The sequence below is a fragment of the Edaphosphingomonas haloaromaticamans genome, from assembly GCF_001853345.1.
In the GTDB taxonomy this organism is placed as follows: domain Bacteria; phylum Pseudomonadota; class Alphaproteobacteria; order Sphingomonadales; family Sphingomonadaceae; genus Sphingomonas_E; species Sphingomonas_E fennica.
Genome location: NZ_MIPT01000001.1, coordinates 2,787,836 through 2,806,575, shown reverse-complemented (window position 1 = coordinate 2,806,575; position 18,740 = coordinate 2,787,836). Strand labels below are relative to the sequence as shown.

Genomic DNA, 18,740 nt, shown 5'->3' with positions numbered 1-18,740 from the left:
CCGCTAAGGGTGTGACCGGGCTGATTCGCAATCGGCTTGCGCAAGGGCGCCGCAGCAAGAGCGCTTCCAGGTTCAGGTGAGGCAGGATGGGACTGGCGACGATCGACATCACCGTGGTCGTGATCTACGCGATCGGCATATTCGGCCTCGCGCAATGGGTCAGCCGCGACAAGGCTGGGGCGGGGCCGAAAAACTCCACCGACTATTTCCTTGCATCGAAGAACCTGCCTTGGTGGGCGATAGGTGCGTCCCTGATCGCGGCGAACATCTCGGCCGAGCAGATCGTCGGAATGTCGGGATCGGGTTATGCGATCGGCCTTGCCATCGCTTCGTACGAATGGATGGCCGCGGCGACGCTGCTGATCGTCGGCAAGTTCTTCCTGCCGATCTTCCTGCGCAACGAAATATACACGATGCCGCAGTTCCTCGAACGGCGCTACGGTTCCGGCATCCGCACGCTGATGGCGGTGTTCTGGCTGGTGCTCTACATCTTCGTGAACCTCACCAGCATCATCTGGCTGGGATCGGTCGCGGTGACCAAGGTCGCGGGCGTGAACCAGGATGTCGCCCTCGTCGGACTTGGCGTATTCGCGCTTCTCTATCAGCTGCGGGGCGGCCTAAAAGCCGTGGCGCTGACCGACATCGTGCAGGTCACGCTGCTGGTGCTGGGCGGGCTGGTGATCGCGATCCTCACGCTGGGTCAGATCGGCGCGCAGGGTGGGGGAGGCGGTGGCATCGCCGCGGGGTTTGCGCACCTCCTGGAACGCGCACCCGATCACTTCCACATGATCCTGAAAAAGGGCGATCCGCACTATATGGATCTGCCGGGCCTCTCGGTGCTGATCGGCGGCATGTGGATCGCCAACCTGAGCTACTGGGGCTTCAACCAGTATATCATCCAGCGGGCGCTTGCCGCCAAATCGATCGACGAGGCGCAGCGCGGCATGCTGTTTGCGGCGGTGCTCAAGCTGATCATGCCGATCATCATCGTGCTGCCCGGCATAGCTGCGGTCGTGCTGGCGCCCGAGCTCGGCAAACCGGACGAGGCTTACCCCACGATGATGCGCCTGCTGCCGCCTGGGCTGCTCGGCCTGGTCTTCGCGGCGCTGGTGGCGGCGATCATCGCGTCCACCGCCTCGAAGATCAACTCGATCGCGACGATCTTCACCTTGGACGTCTGGGCCAAATTCCGCAGGCGTGAAGCCGCCGCCATCGCTGGAAACGAGGCGCACGAACGCAGGCTGGTGCTGGTCGGCCGCATCGCTGCCATCGTCGCGATCGTCATCGCCATCCTTACCGCCCGCCCCCTGGTGGGTTCGAGCGAGCAGGCCTTCCAGTTCATTCAGGAATTCACCGGCTTCTTCACGCCGGGTATCACGGTGATCTTCCTGCTAGGCCTGTTCTGGCGCCGCGCCAACGAACCTGGCGCGATCAGCGCGGCGGTGGCTTCCGTGGCGCTGTCGTGGGGTTTCAAGGTGTGGGCGCCGGCCGTTCCTTTCATGGACCGCATGGGCCTGGTGTTCCTTGCCGCCCTCGCGCTTGCGATCATCGTTTCGCTCGTTACGCCTGCGCGCCGGGATAAGGATACGATCTCGACCGGGGATGTGCGCTATACCACTTCGACAGGCTTCAATGCAGGAGCAATCGCCGTGATCCTGGTCCTGTGCGTCCTCTACGCGGTATTCTGGTGAGCGGCGCGGCATTCATCGCGGTCGATTGGGGCACTACCAATCGCCGCACCTACCTGATCGAGGGTGCCGACGTCGTTGCCACGGAGCGGGATGAGATGGGCATCCTCTCGATCCCGGCCGGTGGCTTCCCGAAAGCCGTGGCGGCGCTGCGCGCGCGCCATGGCGGGCTGCCCATGCTGCTGGCAGGCATGGTCGGATCGAACCGGGGGTGGCACGATGCGGGCTACGTCCCGGCGCCTGCCGCACTGCCGGATCTCGCCGCTCATCTGGTCTCGCCGCTGGACGGCATTGCCATCGTGCCCGGCGTATGCCGCGATGTGGGCCGGCGCCAGGACGTGATGCGCGGAGAGGAGGTGCAGCTTCTCGGCGCTATCGAGGCCGGGCTGGCGCCTGCCGATGCCTTGCTGTGCCAGCCGGGCACGCACGCCAAGTGGGCGACCATGGAAGGCGGGACTCTCGCCGATTTCACAACCGCGATGACCGGCGAGATGTTCGCGCTGCTCAAGGCCCATGCCTTGATCGGCGGTGAGATGGCCGGCGAAGTCGACGCCGACGATGCCTTTTGCGAAGGGGTGGCGGCCTGCGCCGACGAGGATTTGCTGGCCGCGCTGTTCGGTGTGCGTGCCGCCTCCATCCTGGGCCGGCGCGCGCCGGGCACGGCGGCGGCCTATGTCAGCGGCCTGCTGATCGGGTCCGATTGCCGTGCGCGGATCACCCAGCCCGGACAACGTGTCCACCTGCTCGCCAACGGCCTTCTCGCGCGGCTCTATAGTGCCGCCATCGCCATCGCCGGGGGCGAGGCCGTCCTCGTCGACAGCCATGCCGCTTTCGTCGCCGGTATCACCCGCATCTGGGACATCAAGTCATGACCGATCTTTCCACCGCCCTCGCGCATCTCCCCCTCGTCGCCATCTTGCGCGGCATCCGTCCGGAAGAGGTGGAGGCCGCAGGCGACATACTTGTCGAAGCCGGCTTCCGCCTGATCGAGGTGCCGCTCAATTCGCCTGACCCGTTGGCAAGCATCGAAAAGCTGGCGCGCCGCATCGGAGAGACGGCGATCGTTGGCGCCGGCACGGTGCTGACCAGCGCGCAGGTCGGGCAGGTGCAGGATGCGGGCGGCGCGATGATCGTCTCGCCCAACGTCGATCTTGCCGTGATCGCCGAGAGCGCTCGGCGCGGCATGGTGTCGTTGCCGGGCTACTTCACGCCCAGCGAGGCTTTCGCCGCTCTGGCCGCGGGGGCGAGCGGCCTCAAGCTATTCCCGGCAGAGGCGGCCAGCCCGGCTGTCGTCAAGGCGCAACGGGCGGTGCTGCCCAAGCAGGTGCCGCTCCTGGTGGTGGGCGGGGTTACCCCGCTCAACATGGAACCATGGCGGCAGGCGGGCGCGGACGGCTTCGGCCTCGGTTCGGCGTTATACCGCGTCGGTGCGACCGCGCAGGAGATCGCGGCCAACGCGCGCGCCTTCGTGCAGCGATGGACGGAAATGGAGGGCCGGGCATGATCCGCGCATTTACTCCCGCGGCGCTTGCCTGCGTCCTGGCGCTCGGCGGCTGCACGGCGAATATATCGAGGACGCCGACGCCCGCGGCCACGCTGACCAATCCGCTCCTGCCGAGTGGACCCGATCCCTGGATCGTTCATCAAGGCGGCGCCTTTTATTTCCTCGGGACCAAGGGCGATCATATCGCTATCCGCCGGACCGACGATCTCTCGAAGCTGGCCGATGCGCCCGAGCATGTGATCTGGACGCCACCGGCGACCGGACCCAACGCCATCTCGATCTGGGCACCCGAACTGCACCGCATCGATGGGAAGTGGTATGTCTACTATACCGCTGCCGAAGCGGGTCATGACGACGATGCGCATCGCGGCATCTTCGTGCTGGAAAATGCCGCTGCGGATCCGCTCGCAGGCCATTGGATCGACCGGGGCCGCGTCAACACGGCGAAAACCGGGATCGATGGAACGGTGTTCGAACATGGCGGCAAGCTCTATTTTGTCTACTCGGCCTATGATGGGCCTGACAGCGTGCTGGCCATCGCACCCATGACCAATCCCTGGACGCTGGGCCCTGGCGAGACGATCATCGCACGCCCGGACCTTGCTTTCGAACGCCAGGGCGGGCGCCAGATACTGGAAGGCCCCGAATTTCTTGTGGGGCCGAAGGGAGACCTGTTTCTCGCTTATTCCGCAAGCGCCTGCTGGTCGGACGACTATGCGCTGGGGCTGCTTCATGCCAGGCCCGGGCGCGATCCGATGGACCCGGCGAGCTGGGAGAAGTCGGCGCGGCCGGTGCTCGCCAAGGCGCCGCAGAACAACGTCTATGCGACGGGGCACAACGGTTTCTTCACCACAGATGGCGGTGGGCAGACCTGGATCGTCTATCACGCCAATGACGGCGCCGATCGCAAATGCACGGCTGCGCGCTCGCCGCGCGTGCAGCGAATGGAATGGACGGCGGAGGGCATGCCGGTATTCCCAATTCCCGCCCGTGCGGGCGAGCCGGTCCCCGCACCCCGGCCCTGATACGGGCAAGGCATCGCGGACTGTCAGGCCCGGTCGGGGAGGGAGGGTTTTCGTTGCGCCATCCTTGCGCGGGCAGGGACCTGCCCGCGCGGATCAGGTGGACCCGATAACGATGGCTTGCCGGCGGCAACGCCTGAGCGTCGCCTTCAACGGTGCGGGCTTGGCATAGCTCCCGGCCCCGACCGGTCCGACAGAGAAGACGCGCGGTTCGGCGAGTGCCGGGGCGACAGGCTTGCGCTTCTCCGTGTCGGCCCGGCCCGGGGCCCGTCCAGCATTACTTCGCAGCACCCTTCCTTGCGGCCGGGACGACGCCCTTGGGCGCATCGGCCAGGCTGCGGATCAGATCGACCTCGGCCTGGCGATAGGGAGTGCCATCGTTCCGGAACACTTCGTGGAACCAGATCGTCGGTTCATCCTGGGTATAGGGTTTCTTCCAGGAATCCCAAGGCAGGCGGGTCTGCGTCTCGCCATCGACAAAGCCCCAGTTGAACATCGCCACATTCTCGCGCTTGCCGATCGGCAGGGAGCCATCGAACGTCGAGCCATTGCCCCGCGCCATATATTCGGTGCACAGGATCGGGCGGTCGTAGACCTTGAGCTGGTTGACCCGCCCCTGGAACGTCTCGGGCCAGTTATAATCATGGAACGAGATCACGTCCGACTGCGTGAGCTGCAGCCTTTCCATCGGCGTGAGCTTGGCGTCGCTCGACCAGTCGTCATGCTGCCACACGCCCGAGGTGAGCGGCTGGGTGGGATCGGCGTCGCGGGCCCAGTCGTACGCCTTGGCGAGCAGGGCGCGCACCAAAGGTTCCTTGCCATCCTGGCCCTTATACTGGTCGGCGCCGTTGTCAGGTTCGTTCCAGAGATCCCAGCCGAGCACGCGCGCATCCTGGGCGAAGGCGCCGATCACACCCTGCACATAGGCCTTGAGACGCGGTTCCTGCGACGGATCGCGCAGCGCCGGAAGGCCGGGGCCCTGCACCCAGCCCGAATTGTGGACGCCAGGGATCGGCGGATGTTGCGGGCCGGGAACGGGGACGGGATCCCAGCAGCTGTCGAACAGGACGAACAGCGGCTTTATCTTGTGCCGGGCGGCGATAGTCAGGAACTCGTCGATGCGCTTCTTGAAGCCTTCGGGATCCTGCTGCCAGAGCAGGTCGTGCAGGAACACGCGCATGGTGTTCATGCCGATGCCCTCGGCGAGGCCCAATTCATAGTCGATGCGCTTGGGGTCCCAGGTTTCGGCTTGCCACATCTCCAACTGGTTGATCGCATTGGCGGGGGTATAGTTGGCGCCGACGAGCCATGGTTGCTTGGCGTACCAGGCCTTGGCCTGGGCGGGCGTCCATTGCGGGCGCGCTTCGGCCGGCATGGCGATCAGTGCCGTGGCGGAGGCCAGCAGGCAGGCTGCGAGAGCTTTCACAGATTATCCCCTTCTTATTCTGCGATGAAGAACTTGTAGGTCATGACATTCCGGTAGGTGTGGCCCGGATCGAGGCGAACCGACGGGAATTGCGGCTGATTGGGGCTGTCCGGGAAAAGCTGCGGCTCGAAGACCAGCGAATCCCCCTGGCGGTAGATATGCCCGGCCTTGCCGACGATCGTGCCGTCCATGAAATTGCCCGAGTAGAATTGCAGCCCCGGTTGGTTCGACCACAGTTCGAAGCCACGGCCTGACATCGGCTCACTGACGCGCGCCATCAGATGCTGGTCCGTGGAGACCGCATCGCCGATGACCCAATTATGGTCGTAGCCCCGCCCGTAACGGATCTGCTCGTCTCGTCCGTCGCGCACGCGCACACCCACGGCGGTGGGCTGGCGGAAGTCGAACACGGTGCCCGCCACGCTGCGATGCTCACCCGAAGGAATCGAGGTTGCATCGGTGGGCGTGTAACGTTCTGCCGGGATGGTCAGGAGGTGATCCATGGCGCTGAGGCCGGGACCGGCGAGGTTCCAATAGGCGTGGTTCGAGATGTTCACCACGGTAGGCTTGTCGGTGGTGGCCGTGTAGGCGATCGTCAGCTGGTTGCGCTCGTCGAGCGTATAGGTCGCATCGGTGGTCAGGGTGCCGGGATAGCCCTGGTCGCCGTCCGGGCTGATGTAGCGCATGGTGACGCTAGCCTGCTTGCTATCGGCCTTCACGGCACGGATGGCCCACAGGACCTTGTCGAACCCCCTGGTTCCGCCATGCAGCGAGTTCGGGCCGTTATTGACGGGAACCGCATAGTCCTTGCCGTCGAACGTGAACTTGCCGTTGGCGATGCGGTTGGCGACACGACCCACGGTGGCGCCGAAATACTGGCCGTCCCTGACATAGCCGTCGAGACTGTCATAGCCGACGGCCACATCGGTGGCTTTGCCGTCGCGGCCGGGCAGCATGACCGACTGGATCGAGGCCCCGAGCGTCATCACCCGCACTGAAACGCCCTTACCATTGGTCAGCGTTACCGCCTCGACCGCCCGACCATCGGGCAACTGGCCGAAGGTTTCGCGACGGGCCTCGGCGGCGAGCGCGGAAGTAGAAACCGTGCCCAGCAGGGCGGCAGCGGCCATGATCCTCAGCATCGTCTCTCCATTCGTATCTTGTTCTGATTCTAGTCTTCGTAGGGGAAGGGGGGCAGGCCGCGGCATCCGGGGTCGACTTCGAACAGCGCCCCGCCATGCTCCTCGTCCACGCCATCGGCGGCGCTGGTGACGTAGAGCCGGTCGAGGTCCGCGCCGCCGAAGGTGCAATTGCTGATCTGGCTGGCAGGAAGCTCTATGCGCCGCACGGGCCGGCCCTCGGGGCTGAAGCGGGTCACGCATCCCGCCCCCCAGCAGGCCACCCAGAGATGACCCTCGGCATCGAACGCCATGCCGTCGGGTGAGCCCCAGCCGTTTTCGAACGTGACGAATGGCTCGCGGGGACCCAGCACGCCGTCGTGCAATTCGTGGCGGAAGATCACGCCCATCGCGCTGTCGGTGTGCAGCAGGAAGCGGCCGGTGGGATCGATCGCCGGGCCGTTGGGGATGGTGAAGGGCTCTGGCGCGGCGCGGCTGATGCCTCCTTTCGAAAAACGGTAGAATGAGCCCGTCGGCGCATCGCACGCATAGGGCATCGTGCCCAACCATAGCTGCCCCTGCGGATCGGCGGCCGCATCGTTGACGCGGTTGGTTGCCGGTTCGCCCGGGATATCAGCCAAGGTCTCGCAGATGAATGGATCGAACGAGACTTGAGCGATCGAGCGGCCAATGCCGGCAACGAAGCCTCCCTTGGCCCGGCCGATGATCCAGCCGACCACATCGCCCACTTCCCAGCTTTCGACCTGGCCGGTTGCAGGCCGGAAGCGGTTGATCCGCCGGCCCAGGATATCCGTCCACAACAGCGCGCCGTCGCGCACCGACCAGAACAGTCCTTCGCCCAGCACATCCACGCGATCGCGAGGGACGACGCGCACCGCAGCCATCAATGGCTGTCTCTCGGCAGGCCTCGCGTCTGGGCGATGCGCTGATATTTCTCGGAGCCTTCAAGGATGGCGCCGGTCGCGAACTGGCCGACGAGGCTGCGCTGGATTTCCTGCCAGGGCGTCTGCGATTCGGGCGTGATGCCGCGCTCGATCTCGGTCAGTTGCTGGCGACGCGCGGCGATCTCCGCGTCGTCGACGAGCATGTCGGCACTGCGCGCGCGCAAGTCGATGCGCACGCGATCGCCCGTGCGCAGCAGCGCCAGCCCCCCGCCTACCGCCGCCTCCGGCGAGGCGTTGAGGATCGACGGGCTACCCGAAGTCCCGGACTGGCGCCCGTCGCCGATGCACGGCAGCGCGTGGATGCCGGCCCGGATGAGCGCCGTGGGCGGACGCATGTTCACCACTTCCGCGCCGCCGGGATAGCCTACCGGGCCGGCGCCGCGAATGACGAGAATGGTGTTCTCGTCGATACCAAGCTCTGGCTCGTCGATGCGGCGGTGATAGTCCTCCGGGCCGTCGAAGACGACGACGCGGCCCTCGAATACGTCCGGGCGCTCCGGGTCCGAAAGATAGCGGCTCCGGAATTCCTCGGAGATGACCGAGAGCTTCATCACCGCGCCTTCGAACAGGTTGCCGCTGAGCACGGTAAGGCCGGCGGCATGCTTGAGCGGCCGGGCGAAGGGGCGGATGACGTCTTCGTCCAGGATCCTGGCGTCCGCAAGGTTCGCGGAGACGGTGCGGCCGTTGGCGGTAAGCGCCTCGCCGTCGATCAGGCCGGCGGCGTGCAGTTCGGCCATGACCGCCGGGACCCCGCCCGCACGATAATAATCCTCGCCGAGATATTCCCCCGCAGGCTGCAGGTTGACCAGTAGCGGCACGTCGGCACCGTGCCTTTCCCAGTCGTCGAGCGTGAGCTCGACACCGATATGACGCGCGATGGCGTTGAGATGGATCGGCGCATTGGTCGATCCGCCGATCGCCGAATTCACCCGGATGGCATTGAGGAATGCCGAGCGGGTGAGGATGTCCGAGGGCTTTCGGTCGGCCCTGACCATCTCGACGATGGTGCGACCGGTCTCCCAGGCGCACTCTTGGCGATCGCGATAAGGTGCGGGGATCGCCGCCGAGCCGGGCAGCGACATGCCCAGCGCCTCGGCGAGCGAGTTCATCGTCGTCGCCGTGCCCATCGTGTTGCAATATCCGGTGGACGGGGAGCCCGAGGCGACGAGCTTGAGGAAGCCGGCATAATCCAGCTCGCCCTTGGCCAGCATTTCGCGCGCCTTCCATACGATGGTGCCCGCGCCGGTGCGCTTGCCCTCGTGCCAGCCGTTGAGCATGGGGCCGACCGAAAGGGCGATGGCCGGGATATTCACGGTAGCCGCGGCCATCAGGGCGGATGGCGTGGTCTTGTCGCATCCGATCGTCAGCACGACCCCATCGAGCGGATAGCCGTAGAGCAGCTCGACAAGGCTGATATAGGCAAGATTGCGGTCCAGCCCCGCCGTGGGCCGCTTGCCGGTTTCCTGCAGCGGATGGCTGGGGAACTCGATGGGAATGCCGCCTGCGTCGCGGATGCCCGCCTTGATGCGTTCGGCGAGCACCAGGTGATGACGGTTGCAGGGCACCAGGTCGCTGCCGGACTGCGCGATGCCGATGATCGGGCGGTTCGACTGCATCTCCTCGATCGACAGGCCGTAGTTGAGATAGCGCTCGAGATAGAGCGCCGTCATGTCCGGATTGTGCGGATCGTCGAACCAGGCACGGGAGCGCAGCGTCAGCGCGCTGCCGGTGGTGCCATTGTCAGCGGAATGAATGCTCGCCTCCCTCGATCTCGGCCGATTCGCCGCGCCATGTGCCGCAGATGCCACGGCCGAAGCGTTGAGCAATGCTGCTATCATCGGCCTTTTTTGCGATCAACTTATTTATCCGACAAATATGGCTTGTCGGACTAAAATAGCGGGGCTACGAGCACGGACAAGGTCCTCGCAAAGGGACCGGCTTTCCAGGAGGGAGGACCATGAACCATATCGCTACGCTTATCCTGTCGTCTTCGGCGCTCGCGCTTGCCGCAGCCGCGCCGGCTCATGCGCAGGATGCCGCGCCGCTGCCGGCCGATGCCAACGACATCATCGTCACCGGCCAGCGCGCCAGCCTCGAGGCGGCGCGCAACGTGAAGCGCAATTCCGACCTCGTCGTCGATTCGATCGTTGCCGAGGATATCGGCAAGCTGCCCGACACTTCCGTTGCGTCCGCGCTGCAACGCATCGCTGGCGTGCAGGTTCAGAACGGCTTCAACAACGAGATCCAGAACCCGATCATCCGCGGCATCGGCGACATCCTGACGACGCTCGATGGGCGCGAGATCTTCACCGGGGTGGGCCGCGGTTTCTCGTTCCAGGATCTGCCGGCCGAGGCGATCGGCGGTATCGACGTCTACAAGTCCAACTCGGCCAACCTGATCGAAGGCGGCGTCGCCGGCGTCATCGACATGAAGCTGCAGAAACCCTTCAATTTCAGCAAGGGCCTGACCGTCGCGGCGAACGGCCGCGTCTATCATGGCGACGTTTCGGACAAGACCAGCTATACGGGCGGCGTGCTCGTCTCCAACCGCTGGGATGCGGGCGATGGCGAGATGGGGCTGCTGGTCGACGTATCGTACGGCCGCAATAATTTCAGTCGCCCGGTATCGTTCAACTGCGATCCGCGTTCGGCTAACCATGGCCCGCCGGGAGCGACCGATATGGTGCTGCCTACGTGCGTGGGTGGCACCACGGACACGGGACATAATACCCGCCCGCAGGTCAATGCTGCATTCCAGTGGGAAATCACGCCGGAATTGCAGGTCTACGTGGATGGCCTCTACACGGGTTATCGGTCGAAGTTCGCGACCAACTTCATTTTCGCCGACCTTTTCGCGGGCAACAGCATAACCAACGCCGTAGCCGGAAGCGACTGCTTCTCCGCACATGTTAACGGCGCGGGCTTCAACGGCAGTTCCACCGATCCGGTCGAGAATCTTTGTCTTGGACAGTCGGCCACCTTCAACGGCGTCGATGAACTCACCAGCACGCAGGCGAAGAAGCAGCGGACCGACCAATATGTTCTCGGCGGCGGCGTCAAATGGGATACCGACACCGCCCACCTCGTATTCGATGCCAGCTATATTCAGTCGAAGAACAGCAATCGCACCATCATCGTTGACGTTGCCAAGCATAACGGCACGGTGAACGTAATCGTGGATGACAATGGCCACGGAACCACCGTGATGGAGGGCGACCCCCTCAGCAATCCGGATGGCTTCGTCTTCGCCAACACGCTGTTCCAGGACCTCAACAAATCCAATAGCCGGCAATATGCGTTCAAGCTGGATTCGACTTTCGACATCGACAGTGACGTCCTGCGTGAATTCCAGGCTGGCGTGCGCTACTCCGACCGCAAAGGTTCGTTCCGCGCGGTCGCAGGCGGCCCCCCGTTCCCGGGGCCGGATCGTGGAACCCTGGTCTCATCGGTTGGGCTGCCGTCGGACTTCATGGTGCGCTCGCCGGACTCGATCCCGTACATCAACAACGGGTCGCACTGGTACACGCCCAATGCCGACTATCTGCTCAACAACACAGACGAGCTGCGGGCGCTCTACGGCGCGCCGGCGGGCGACCCTGCCTGGGATCCGACGCGCAATTACGACGCCTCGGAAAAGACCTGGGCGGCATATGTCCAGGGCAAGTACCAGATCGATCTGGGCGATACGGCATTGATCGATGGCCTGGTCGGCGTGCGCGTCGTGAGCACCAGGCGCACCCTCGACGGCACCTCGCGTGTGATCGGCGGCGCTCCGGACGGCGGCGACCTGTTCGTTCCGGTGAGCCGGGACACGAGTGACGTCTACGCCCTGCCGAACGCCAGCATCCGCTTCCGCGCCACGCCGCAACTGCAGTTCCGCGCCAACTATGCCAAGACCATGGCGCGTCCGACGTTCGGCGATCTCAATCCGGGCCTGTCGCTTGCGGCTCCCGGCGGCAACCCGAACGTCACCCTGGCTGGCTCGGGCGGCAATCCGGACCTCAAGGCGCAGCTTTCCGACAATTTCGATGTGACCGCGGAATATTATTTCGGCCGTTCGAGCTATGTGTCGATCGCGGGCTATTACCGCAAGCTGAAGGACCGCGTGGCGTCCTCGACCTCGATCCAGACCATCGACGGCTACAGGTACGAGATCACCCAGCCGCGTAACGTTGGCTCCTCGAAGCTGAAGGGCGTCGAAGTGGCGGGCCAGATGTTCTTCGACTTCCTGCCGGAGGGCTTCGATGGCCTCGGCGCGATGGGCACCTTCACCCTTGCCGACAGCAAGGTCACGACACCGGGCGATCTGTTGGAAGGGGAACGGCTGCTCGGGGTGTCCAAATATAATTACACCGCTGGCGCGCTCTACGAGAAGTACGGTGTCACCGCGCGCGTGGTCTATACTTGGCGCTCCGGCTATAACGAGACGCTGTTCGGCGCCGGCACCTTGGCGGGACCGGACACGACGAGCCAGTTCAACAAGGTGAAATCCAATGGGCGCCTTGATTTCTCCATCGGCTACGACGTAACGCCGAACATCACTGTAACGGTGGATGGCGTCAACGTGACTGGTGGGAAATATTACAGCTATTTCGATAATCCTGCATTCCCCCACGACATTCGTATCGATGACAAGTTCTACGGTGCGAGCATCCGCGTAAAATATTGATGCAATGGTACTGGGAGGGGAGGCGAGGGCTCGTGCCTTCCCTCCCATCGCGGTATCAATAAGGCGTCCTGTTCATGGCCTCTCCGTTCGGAGGGCATCAAATCAGAGGTTCAGCGGCTCAAAGAAAGCCGGTTTTCTGCGATTTTCTGCCGCGAGGGCCGACGGATATGCGGACTCTGGCGGAACTGCTAACCGATGCAGCGCAGGCGGGTGCCATCCAACTTGGCTGGGGCTCCGCACCTGATCGAGCGCCTGATCCTGGCGGACGCCGGGCGCCTTTATGCCTTCATTGGCAGGACTCCGAGGGCCCAGATGCTGACAACCGCCCCTGTACGGAGACGGCGCGGGCGCTGGCGGGGAAGGCCGCCGCCGCCTCGTCTCGCTGGGCGTTGAGATATTGCGGGCGCCATTCCGCTCGTGCGCGCGGCGGACGCCGCATTCTGCGAACTCCCGGCCGACATTCTCTTGTGCACCAGGTCGGCGCGTCTTCTCGGTGGCAGCAAGGCGCTTGAGCGTGCGCTGCCGACGCTCATCGCCTATCTGCGGCAGACTGGAATCGTCGATGCCGAATGGTCCAGGGAAAAGATTCTGGAACAGCTCGGCCTGGGCAATATGCCCTCCCGGTGTTGGTGGCTGGGCCGGTGCTTGTCGAAGGAGCCGATGTTGCGGCCTGGCCCTATGTGGGCGTGCCGCCGGAGCTCGTCCCCGGCGTTCGCCCCGCTGCTCCGATTCGTTCAATCCTCACGGTCGAGAATCTGGAGAGCTTCAATCGGCAGTGCGGTTCTGCCGGGGGCCTGGTGATGTGGTTGTCTACTCCGGCGGCTTCCCGTCGTCGGCAGTGCTCACCCTCCTGCGGATAATGCTTATGGCTACTGGAGTTCCGTTCCACCGCTGGGGAGACGTCGATCCAGTTGCCGTAAGGATCGGGCGCCATCTTGAGACCCCGCTTGGCGGGCGCGTCATACCCCACCTCATGCAAGCTGATCTGGCCCAGAGCATGGGGACGGCACCGGAGGGTCAGCAACTGGTCCCGGAACTGCCCGGGGAATCCGCGTTCGTCGAACTCGCCGAATATCTGCGCGTGGAACAGGCAGGGAAGGGCGGCGCAAGATAATCTGCTCGCCCACGGTCCGCAGGTTTTCGATGTCGCTTACCCTGTACGGTTCGCACCCCTCGGTTCCGCCATTTCAAAACCTGGTTCGCAGGGCTTTTCTATGCCCAGGTGGTGTGCTTGGCCGCTAAGGCAATCACTTTGGTATCGCACCGATATTGCAGATGGGCACTCATATGCTCGCCTGTCCGGCGCCAATATTCCCCCCCACGCCGGCGATGTATCCCGGAGGAGTTCCGGTAGCAGGTAGCGGTAGTTCCTGTCAGCGTCCTCCCTCCAGCCTTTGGGTCCTCTAGATCAAGCATTGTGGTGCGCTACTCCCCACCGGTGGCAATGCGGACCTTTCAATTCTGCGGCGCAACTGAGCTGTCACATTGGGGGCCTAGGCCCCGATTCCGATGCGACTCGACAATTCCGACTGGGGCGGCCACCGCGTTGATTTGTTGCGCTATCTTGGGCGACGGGTGGACGATGCCGCGCTTCGCGAGGATATCGTTCAGGAGGCGATCGTCCGGCTGCTGGTCTATGAAGCCAAGCCCGGTATCGTCATCTCCAATGTCACGGGGTTGCTGCGTCGCATATCCCTCGATCTGACCCGCGATCATTTTCGCCGCATCGGGCGCAATCGAGTTGTCGAGCTGTCGGACGATCTTCCTTGCCAGCAGTCGGGCATTCAGGAGCGGCTGGAACAGCGGCAGCTCGTCGCGATCATCATCGATGTCGTGAAGGCCATGCCCAGGCTGCGGCGCGAGGTGTTCTTCCGTCGCCGCGTCGAGGAGCAATCGGCCAAGGAAGTGGCCCAGGCACTTGGAATTTCGCCTGGCGCGGTGGACGCGCATATTGCCCGGGCCGTGCTGGATCTGCATCTGGCTATTGAAAAGATCGAGAAGCGTGGCGGACCTGTCAGAGGATAGCACGATCGAATGGGAGGCGGCCCAATGGGTCGCCTGTCGGATGGGGGGCGAAGCGTTCGACGAGGCGGGCTTCGATGCATGGCTCGCGGGTGATGCACGTCGCAAGCCGCTGTTCGATACGATGTGGCGGCGCGTCATGGGGGCGGACATGGACGTGGCGCTGGGCGCCTATCGCCAGCGCAGGCGGGCCCGACATGTTGCGCTGGCGAGCGCCGCCGGCCTGCTGCTCGCCTGCACGGGTGGTTACGCGGCCTGGCCGTCGGTCGAGCTATTCCTGGCCCAGCCGCGGCATTATGCGTCCGCGGAAGGGGGCATTCGCGAAGTCGTGCTCGAAGACGGGACGCGCCTGACCCTGGCCGGCGGCGCCGATATCCGCGTCCGCTACACGGGCTACGACCGCGTTGTCGAGCTGACTCAGGGCACGGTTTTCGCCGATGTTGCGCATGACGCACGCCGCCCCTTCCGCATAGACGCAGGCAAGGCCCGGATCACCGATCTCGGCACGCGTTTCGAAGTATCGAGCAACCCCGTTGCCGTCCGCGTGACCGTCGAGTCCGGGGCTGTGCGGCTGGGGGCAAATAGCTGGTTCGGCGACCGGATGGACCTTTCCGCCGATCAGGTCGCCATCCTGACCGGGAGCGAGCTAAGTCGTATCGCCAATGTGGGCGCGGGCGGGGTGGCCCGCTGGCGGCATGAATGGGTGGAGTATCGCGATGTGCCTTTGTCACAGGTGGTCTACGATCTGGAGGGCGTGTCGCCGCTCCGAATCCGGATCGCGGACGAAAAGCTCGCGAACCGCAGGGTGAGCGGTCGCGTCCGCCTCACCGATCCGGTGAGGCAGATCGACAATCTGTCCGTGATCCACGACTTCACCATCACCCGGCACGACGGCGCGATCTTCCTGTCGAGCGGCAAGCCGTAACCCTAAGTCGGGCAGGTCCTGCAGCGATGCAACAAGGGTGACACGAATAGCGCCTTCTGGGAGCGCGATGGCAGCGGCCCACGCGCTGCCCCGTTCCTGTGCAGCAAACGGAGGATTGCCGGGTGCCCCTGTCGCATGGCCTGCGTGGCGCGAGCTTCGCCATATTGGGCGTTGCCCTCTGCTCGCTGTCCGCTCCCGCGCAGGCCGGCCTGACGCTTCCGGCCGCCAGCCTCTCCGATTCGCTGACCGCCTTGTCCCGGGCCGCGAGTGTCGAAATCCTCGCCGACCCGGCGCTGCTGCGCGGGAAAAGAGCGCCGGCCGTTCGCGCCGCGCCAACGGCTGAGGGTGCGTTGGATGAGCTGCTTCGCGGATCGGGGCTGCGCTACTTGAAGCGCGGAGGCACCTTCCTGATAGTCCGCAGCGCCCGTCCGCCACAACGCACCGCCGCCGTCACGCCACGAATTGCTTCGCCGTCCAACAGGTCTGGCCCATCGACTCCTCCTGCGGAACCCGGCGTGGCCGCCGATGCCAGCATCGTCGTCACCGGCACGCATATAGCCCGGCCCGAGCTGCATTCGGCGATGCCGATCAGCGTGATCCGCATGGACGATGCCCGGAATTACGCGCGGGATACCATCTATGACGTGCTGCTGCTCGATCCGGCGATCGGGCCGGGCCTGGGCGAGTCCAATTCGCAGGGGCAGGAATATGATGTGGGCGTGGCCAACATCAATTTGCGCGGCATGGGTAATAATCGCTCACTGGTGCTGGTCGATGGGCAGCGCTGGGTATCGGGCGGGGCGCGGATTTCCGCGGTCGACCTGAACACAATCCCGAGCGCGATGATCGACCGGATCGAAGTCGTGACGGGCGGCGCCGCGGCGATCTATGGTGCCGATGCGGTGACCGGCGCCGTCAACGTCATCATGAAGAAGTCGATGGCCGGCGTGCAGCTTTCCGCCACCGATGGGATTTCAAGCCGGGGCGATGCCCGCCAGTCCAACCTTTCGCTGGCCACCGGCTTCAGGTTCGGCGGCGGGCGCGGACGCTTCGTGTTCGGCGGCGACTATGGCCGCAAGGCGCCGCTACGCTGGGCCGAGCGCTATGACCGGCGCCAGACCTATTACGCCAATCCTGCGAACACCGGCCCGCACGATGGCATTCCCGACATGGTGCTGGCCCACAATTACGGTTCCTTCTATCGCAGCGCCGTCCCGAGCTTCTATGTCGGCAATCAATGGTATCAGTATCGCCAGGGAAGCGTCGTCCCGGTCGACTATGACGTTCCGGTGACGCCCGGCGAGACGGGGACGGGCGATGGCGGCCCCGTGACCACCGGTTTCGAAAATCACCTGCTGCGCAACGCTTCGGAACGCGGATCGCTTTATGCCCATCTCGCTTATGAGCTGAGCCCGGCCGTCAGTTGGAGCGCGACGTTCAGTTATGCGCACAGCTACGCGCGCGCGGTGCCGGAATGGCCCGAGGTCCGCACCGACGGCCGCCCGGCGAACTGGTGGGGCGGCACCACCGGAGAAATCGCGACGCTCGCCAACCCCTGGCTGCCGGACCCGATCCGCCAGTTCATGCTTGCGCGCGGGATCACCGCGCTTCCCCTCGATCGGACCTATTTCAACCTGCCCCAGGCCTATGAGATCCATCGCCGTAACAACATCTCGTTCGGCACCGAACTGGCCGGCCCGCTGGCAGGCGGGCTGAACTGGATGGCGTTTGTGCGTTACGGCGAAGTGACCGATCGCATCGAGACCACCAATATGGTCGGCAAAGCGGAATGGCTTCGGGCGCGTGACACAATTGTCGATCCCGCGACCGGGCAGATCGTCTGCGCAGACCCCGCGGCACGGGCGAGCGGCTGCGTCCCGCTCAACTTCTTTAGCACCGAACCGTACAGCCCGGCGCTCCTCGCCTATATCGAGAGGAGCCGGTACGAGCGGAACGAGAATTCGCTGCTGAACGCCGGCGGCACGCTCAGCGGGAACATCCTTCGCCTGCCGCATGGCGACGTTTCGATCGCGGCGGGCGTCGAGTGGCGGCGCGAGACGCTGCATACGCGCGACGATCCGGACACGGAAAAGCTTGCCGACATCATCATCTCGCCCGGCTCCGACTATGCGTTTCACCCCGCGCTCGATGCCGTGCGCGACACGATCGAACTCTATGGTGAAGTCGAGGTGCCGCTGCTGCGCGATCTTCCCTTCGCGCGCCGGCTGGAGATCGAGGGCGCCTACCGCCTCTCCAGCTATAGCGACAATCCGGACACTCATACCTGGAAGGCGGGTGGCAGCTGGGAACCGATCGCCGGATTCACCCTGCGCGGCGTGTTCTCGCATTCGATCCGCGTGCCCAATTTCGGCGAGCTTTTCTCGCCGCTCAGCCAGGCCATCTATGGGCATATCAACGATCCCTGCCAGGCTGGCGCCATCCTGCAGAATGCGAACCGGATCGTGAATTGCGCGGCGCTGCTGCCCGGCCTGAGCCTGCCGCTGCCCAATCCGAACCTCAACGCACCGGTGATCTACAGCGGCGGCAATCCGGAACTGACGCCGGAGACGTCGAACAGCTTTACGCTGGGTGCGGTGTTTCAGCCGAAGCTCGTGACGGGCTTCGACATGACCGTGGATTATTGGAACATCCGGATCGACGACATCATCACGTCGCTATCCTACACTACAATCCTCAACAGCTGCGTCGATTCCCCGGGTGGCCCGAACCCGGTCTATTGCCAGTTCGTCCAGCGCAACGCCGACGGCACAGTCAACTTTATCCATGCCCAATATGCCAATCTGGCCGGCCAGCATGCCCGCGGCATCGATTTCGGCGCGAATTATCGGGCGCCGTTCGGCAAAGGGCTGCTGCGGGCGGGATTCCGCGGCACCTATCTGCTCGAGCAGACGACGATCACGCAGCGGGGCAGCCCGGGCGTCGACTATGCAGGCCAGTGGAATTATCCGCGTGTCAGGGCGACGCTGACGGCCAGCTACTCGTTGGGGAAGGTCACGCTCGGGCTGAACAGCCGCTTCATCAGCGGCAGCGCCTATAGCATCGCCGATGCCTCGGAGGAGACGCGCGATCCCCGCCATGTGCCGGCCTATCTCTACAACGATCTGATGGTGCAGGTCCGTCCGGTCGAAAAATTCAGTCTCACCATCGGCGTGAAGAATATCAGCAACGCCGATATCTTCGCACCGCTGCGCGATACGGCGCCGGGCCCGCATGGTTCGGGTGGCGTCGCGACGGGGGCCGCTTATTATGATCCCGTCGGTCGTTATTTCTTCACCAGGGTCGATTTGCGCTTCTGATCGCTGCAAGAAAATAGTCGCAGTTATGTAACGGAAATGAAAAAAGAAACTTTGTAAGATTTTCGAAGCAGCGGCGGCTTTCCC

At 64.4% G+C, this 18,740-nt stretch carries 13 protein-coding genes; 9 read left to right on the top strand and 4 right to left on the bottom strand.

What is annotated here, in order from left to right; translation table 11 throughout:
* Positions 1-86 precede the first annotated feature (86 nt).
* Genes BHE75_RS12900 through BHE75_RS12885 form a run of 4 tightly spaced genes read left to right on the top strand, consistent with a single transcriptional unit; the run spans position 87 to position 4,217 of the window.
* Positions 87-1,691 (top strand): sodium:solute symporter family transporter, encoded by a 1,605-nt coding sequence (locus BHE75_RS12900; protein WP_070934119.1) that lies wholly within the window; start codon positions 87-89, stop codon positions 1,689-1,691.
* Positions 1,664-2,560, top strand: a complete 897-nt coding sequence (locus BHE75_RS12895; protein ID WP_191225194.1) for a 2-dehydro-3-deoxygalactonokinase — start codon at positions 1,664-1,666, stop codon at positions 2,558-2,560. The genes BHE75_RS12900 and BHE75_RS12895 overlap by 28 nt, the downstream gene beginning before the upstream one ends.
* On the top strand, positions 2,557-3,192 hold the full coding sequence (locus tag BHE75_RS12890; protein WP_070934118.1) for a 2-dehydro-3-deoxy-6-phosphogalactonate aldolase: 636 nt from the start codon (positions 2,557-2,559) through the stop codon (positions 3,190-3,192). The genes BHE75_RS12895 and BHE75_RS12890 overlap by 4 nt, the downstream gene beginning before the upstream one ends.
* The gene (locus BHE75_RS12885; RefSeq protein ID WP_070934117.1) at positions 3,189-4,217 is read left to right on the top strand and encodes a glycoside hydrolase family 43 protein; all 1,029 of its coding nucleotides are present in this window, start codon (positions 3,189-3,191) and stop codon (positions 4,215-4,217) included. Before BHE75_RS12890 ends, BHE75_RS12885 begins: the two co-directional genes overlap by 4 nt.
* 274 nt (positions 4,218-4,491) lie before the next feature.
* Here the strand turns inward: BHE75_RS12885 and BHE75_RS12880 are convergent, their stop codons facing one another.
* From BHE75_RS12880 to BHE75_RS12865, 4 genes are read right to left on the bottom strand one after another with little or no spacing between them, the layout of a single operon-like run.
* The gene (locus BHE75_RS12880) at positions 4,492-5,640 is read right to left on the bottom strand and encodes a cellulase family glycosylhydrolase (RefSeq protein ID WP_438830591.1); all 1,149 of its coding nucleotides are present in this window, start codon (positions 5,638-5,640) and stop codon (positions 4,492-4,494) included.
* Between the two features lie 14 nt (positions 5,641-5,654).
* On the bottom strand, positions 5,655-6,782 hold the full coding sequence (locus BHE75_RS12875; RefSeq protein WP_070934116.1) for an aldose epimerase family protein: 1,128 nt from the start codon (positions 6,780-6,782) through the stop codon (positions 5,655-5,657).
* A 29-nt stretch (positions 6,783-6,811) separates the two neighbouring features.
* Positions 6,812-7,663, bottom strand: coding sequence for an SMP-30/gluconolactonase/LRE family protein (locus BHE75_RS12870; protein WP_070934115.1), 852 nt, complete (start codon positions 7,661-7,663; stop codon positions 6,812-6,814).
* Positions 7,663-9,393, bottom strand: coding sequence for an IlvD/Edd family dehydratase (locus tag BHE75_RS12865; RefSeq protein ID WP_254684551.1), 1,731 nt, complete (start codon positions 9,391-9,393; stop codon positions 7,663-7,665). Before BHE75_RS12865 ends, BHE75_RS12870 begins: the two co-directional genes overlap by 1 nt.
* A 287-nt stretch (positions 9,394-9,680) precedes the next feature.
* On the opposite strand from BHE75_RS12865, the gene BHE75_RS12860 reads away from it, so the two are divergent.
* From BHE75_RS12860 to BHE75_RS12835, 5 genes are all read left to right on the top strand, one after another.
* Positions 9,681-12,392, top strand: coding sequence for a TonB-dependent receptor (locus tag BHE75_RS12860; RefSeq protein ID WP_070934114.1), 2,712 nt, complete (start codon positions 9,681-9,683; stop codon positions 12,390-12,392).
* 562 nt (positions 12,393-12,954) lie between these two features.
* The gene (locus tag BHE75_RS25300) at positions 12,955-13,506 is read left to right on the top strand and encodes a Wadjet anti-phage system protein JetD domain-containing protein (protein WP_139181719.1); all 552 of its coding nucleotides are present in this window, start codon (positions 12,955-12,957) and stop codon (positions 13,504-13,506) included.
* A gap of 395 nt (positions 13,507-13,901) precedes the next feature.
* Positions 13,902-14,417, top strand: a complete 516-nt coding sequence (locus BHE75_RS12845; RefSeq protein ID WP_070934111.1) for an RNA polymerase sigma factor — start codon at positions 13,902-13,904, stop codon at positions 14,415-14,417.
* Positions 14,395-15,339, top strand: coding sequence for a FecR family protein (locus tag BHE75_RS12840; protein ID WP_139181718.1), 945 nt, complete (start codon positions 14,395-14,397; stop codon positions 15,337-15,339). The genes BHE75_RS12845 and BHE75_RS12840 overlap by 23 nt, the downstream gene beginning before the upstream one ends.
* A gap of 122 nt (positions 15,340-15,461) precedes the next feature.
* Positions 15,462-18,656: a TonB-dependent receptor gene (locus BHE75_RS12835; protein ID WP_139181717.1), complete on the top strand. Its 3,195-nt coding sequence runs from the start codon at positions 15,462-15,464 to the stop codon at positions 18,654-18,656.
* Positions 18,657-18,740 lie beyond the last annotated feature (84 nt).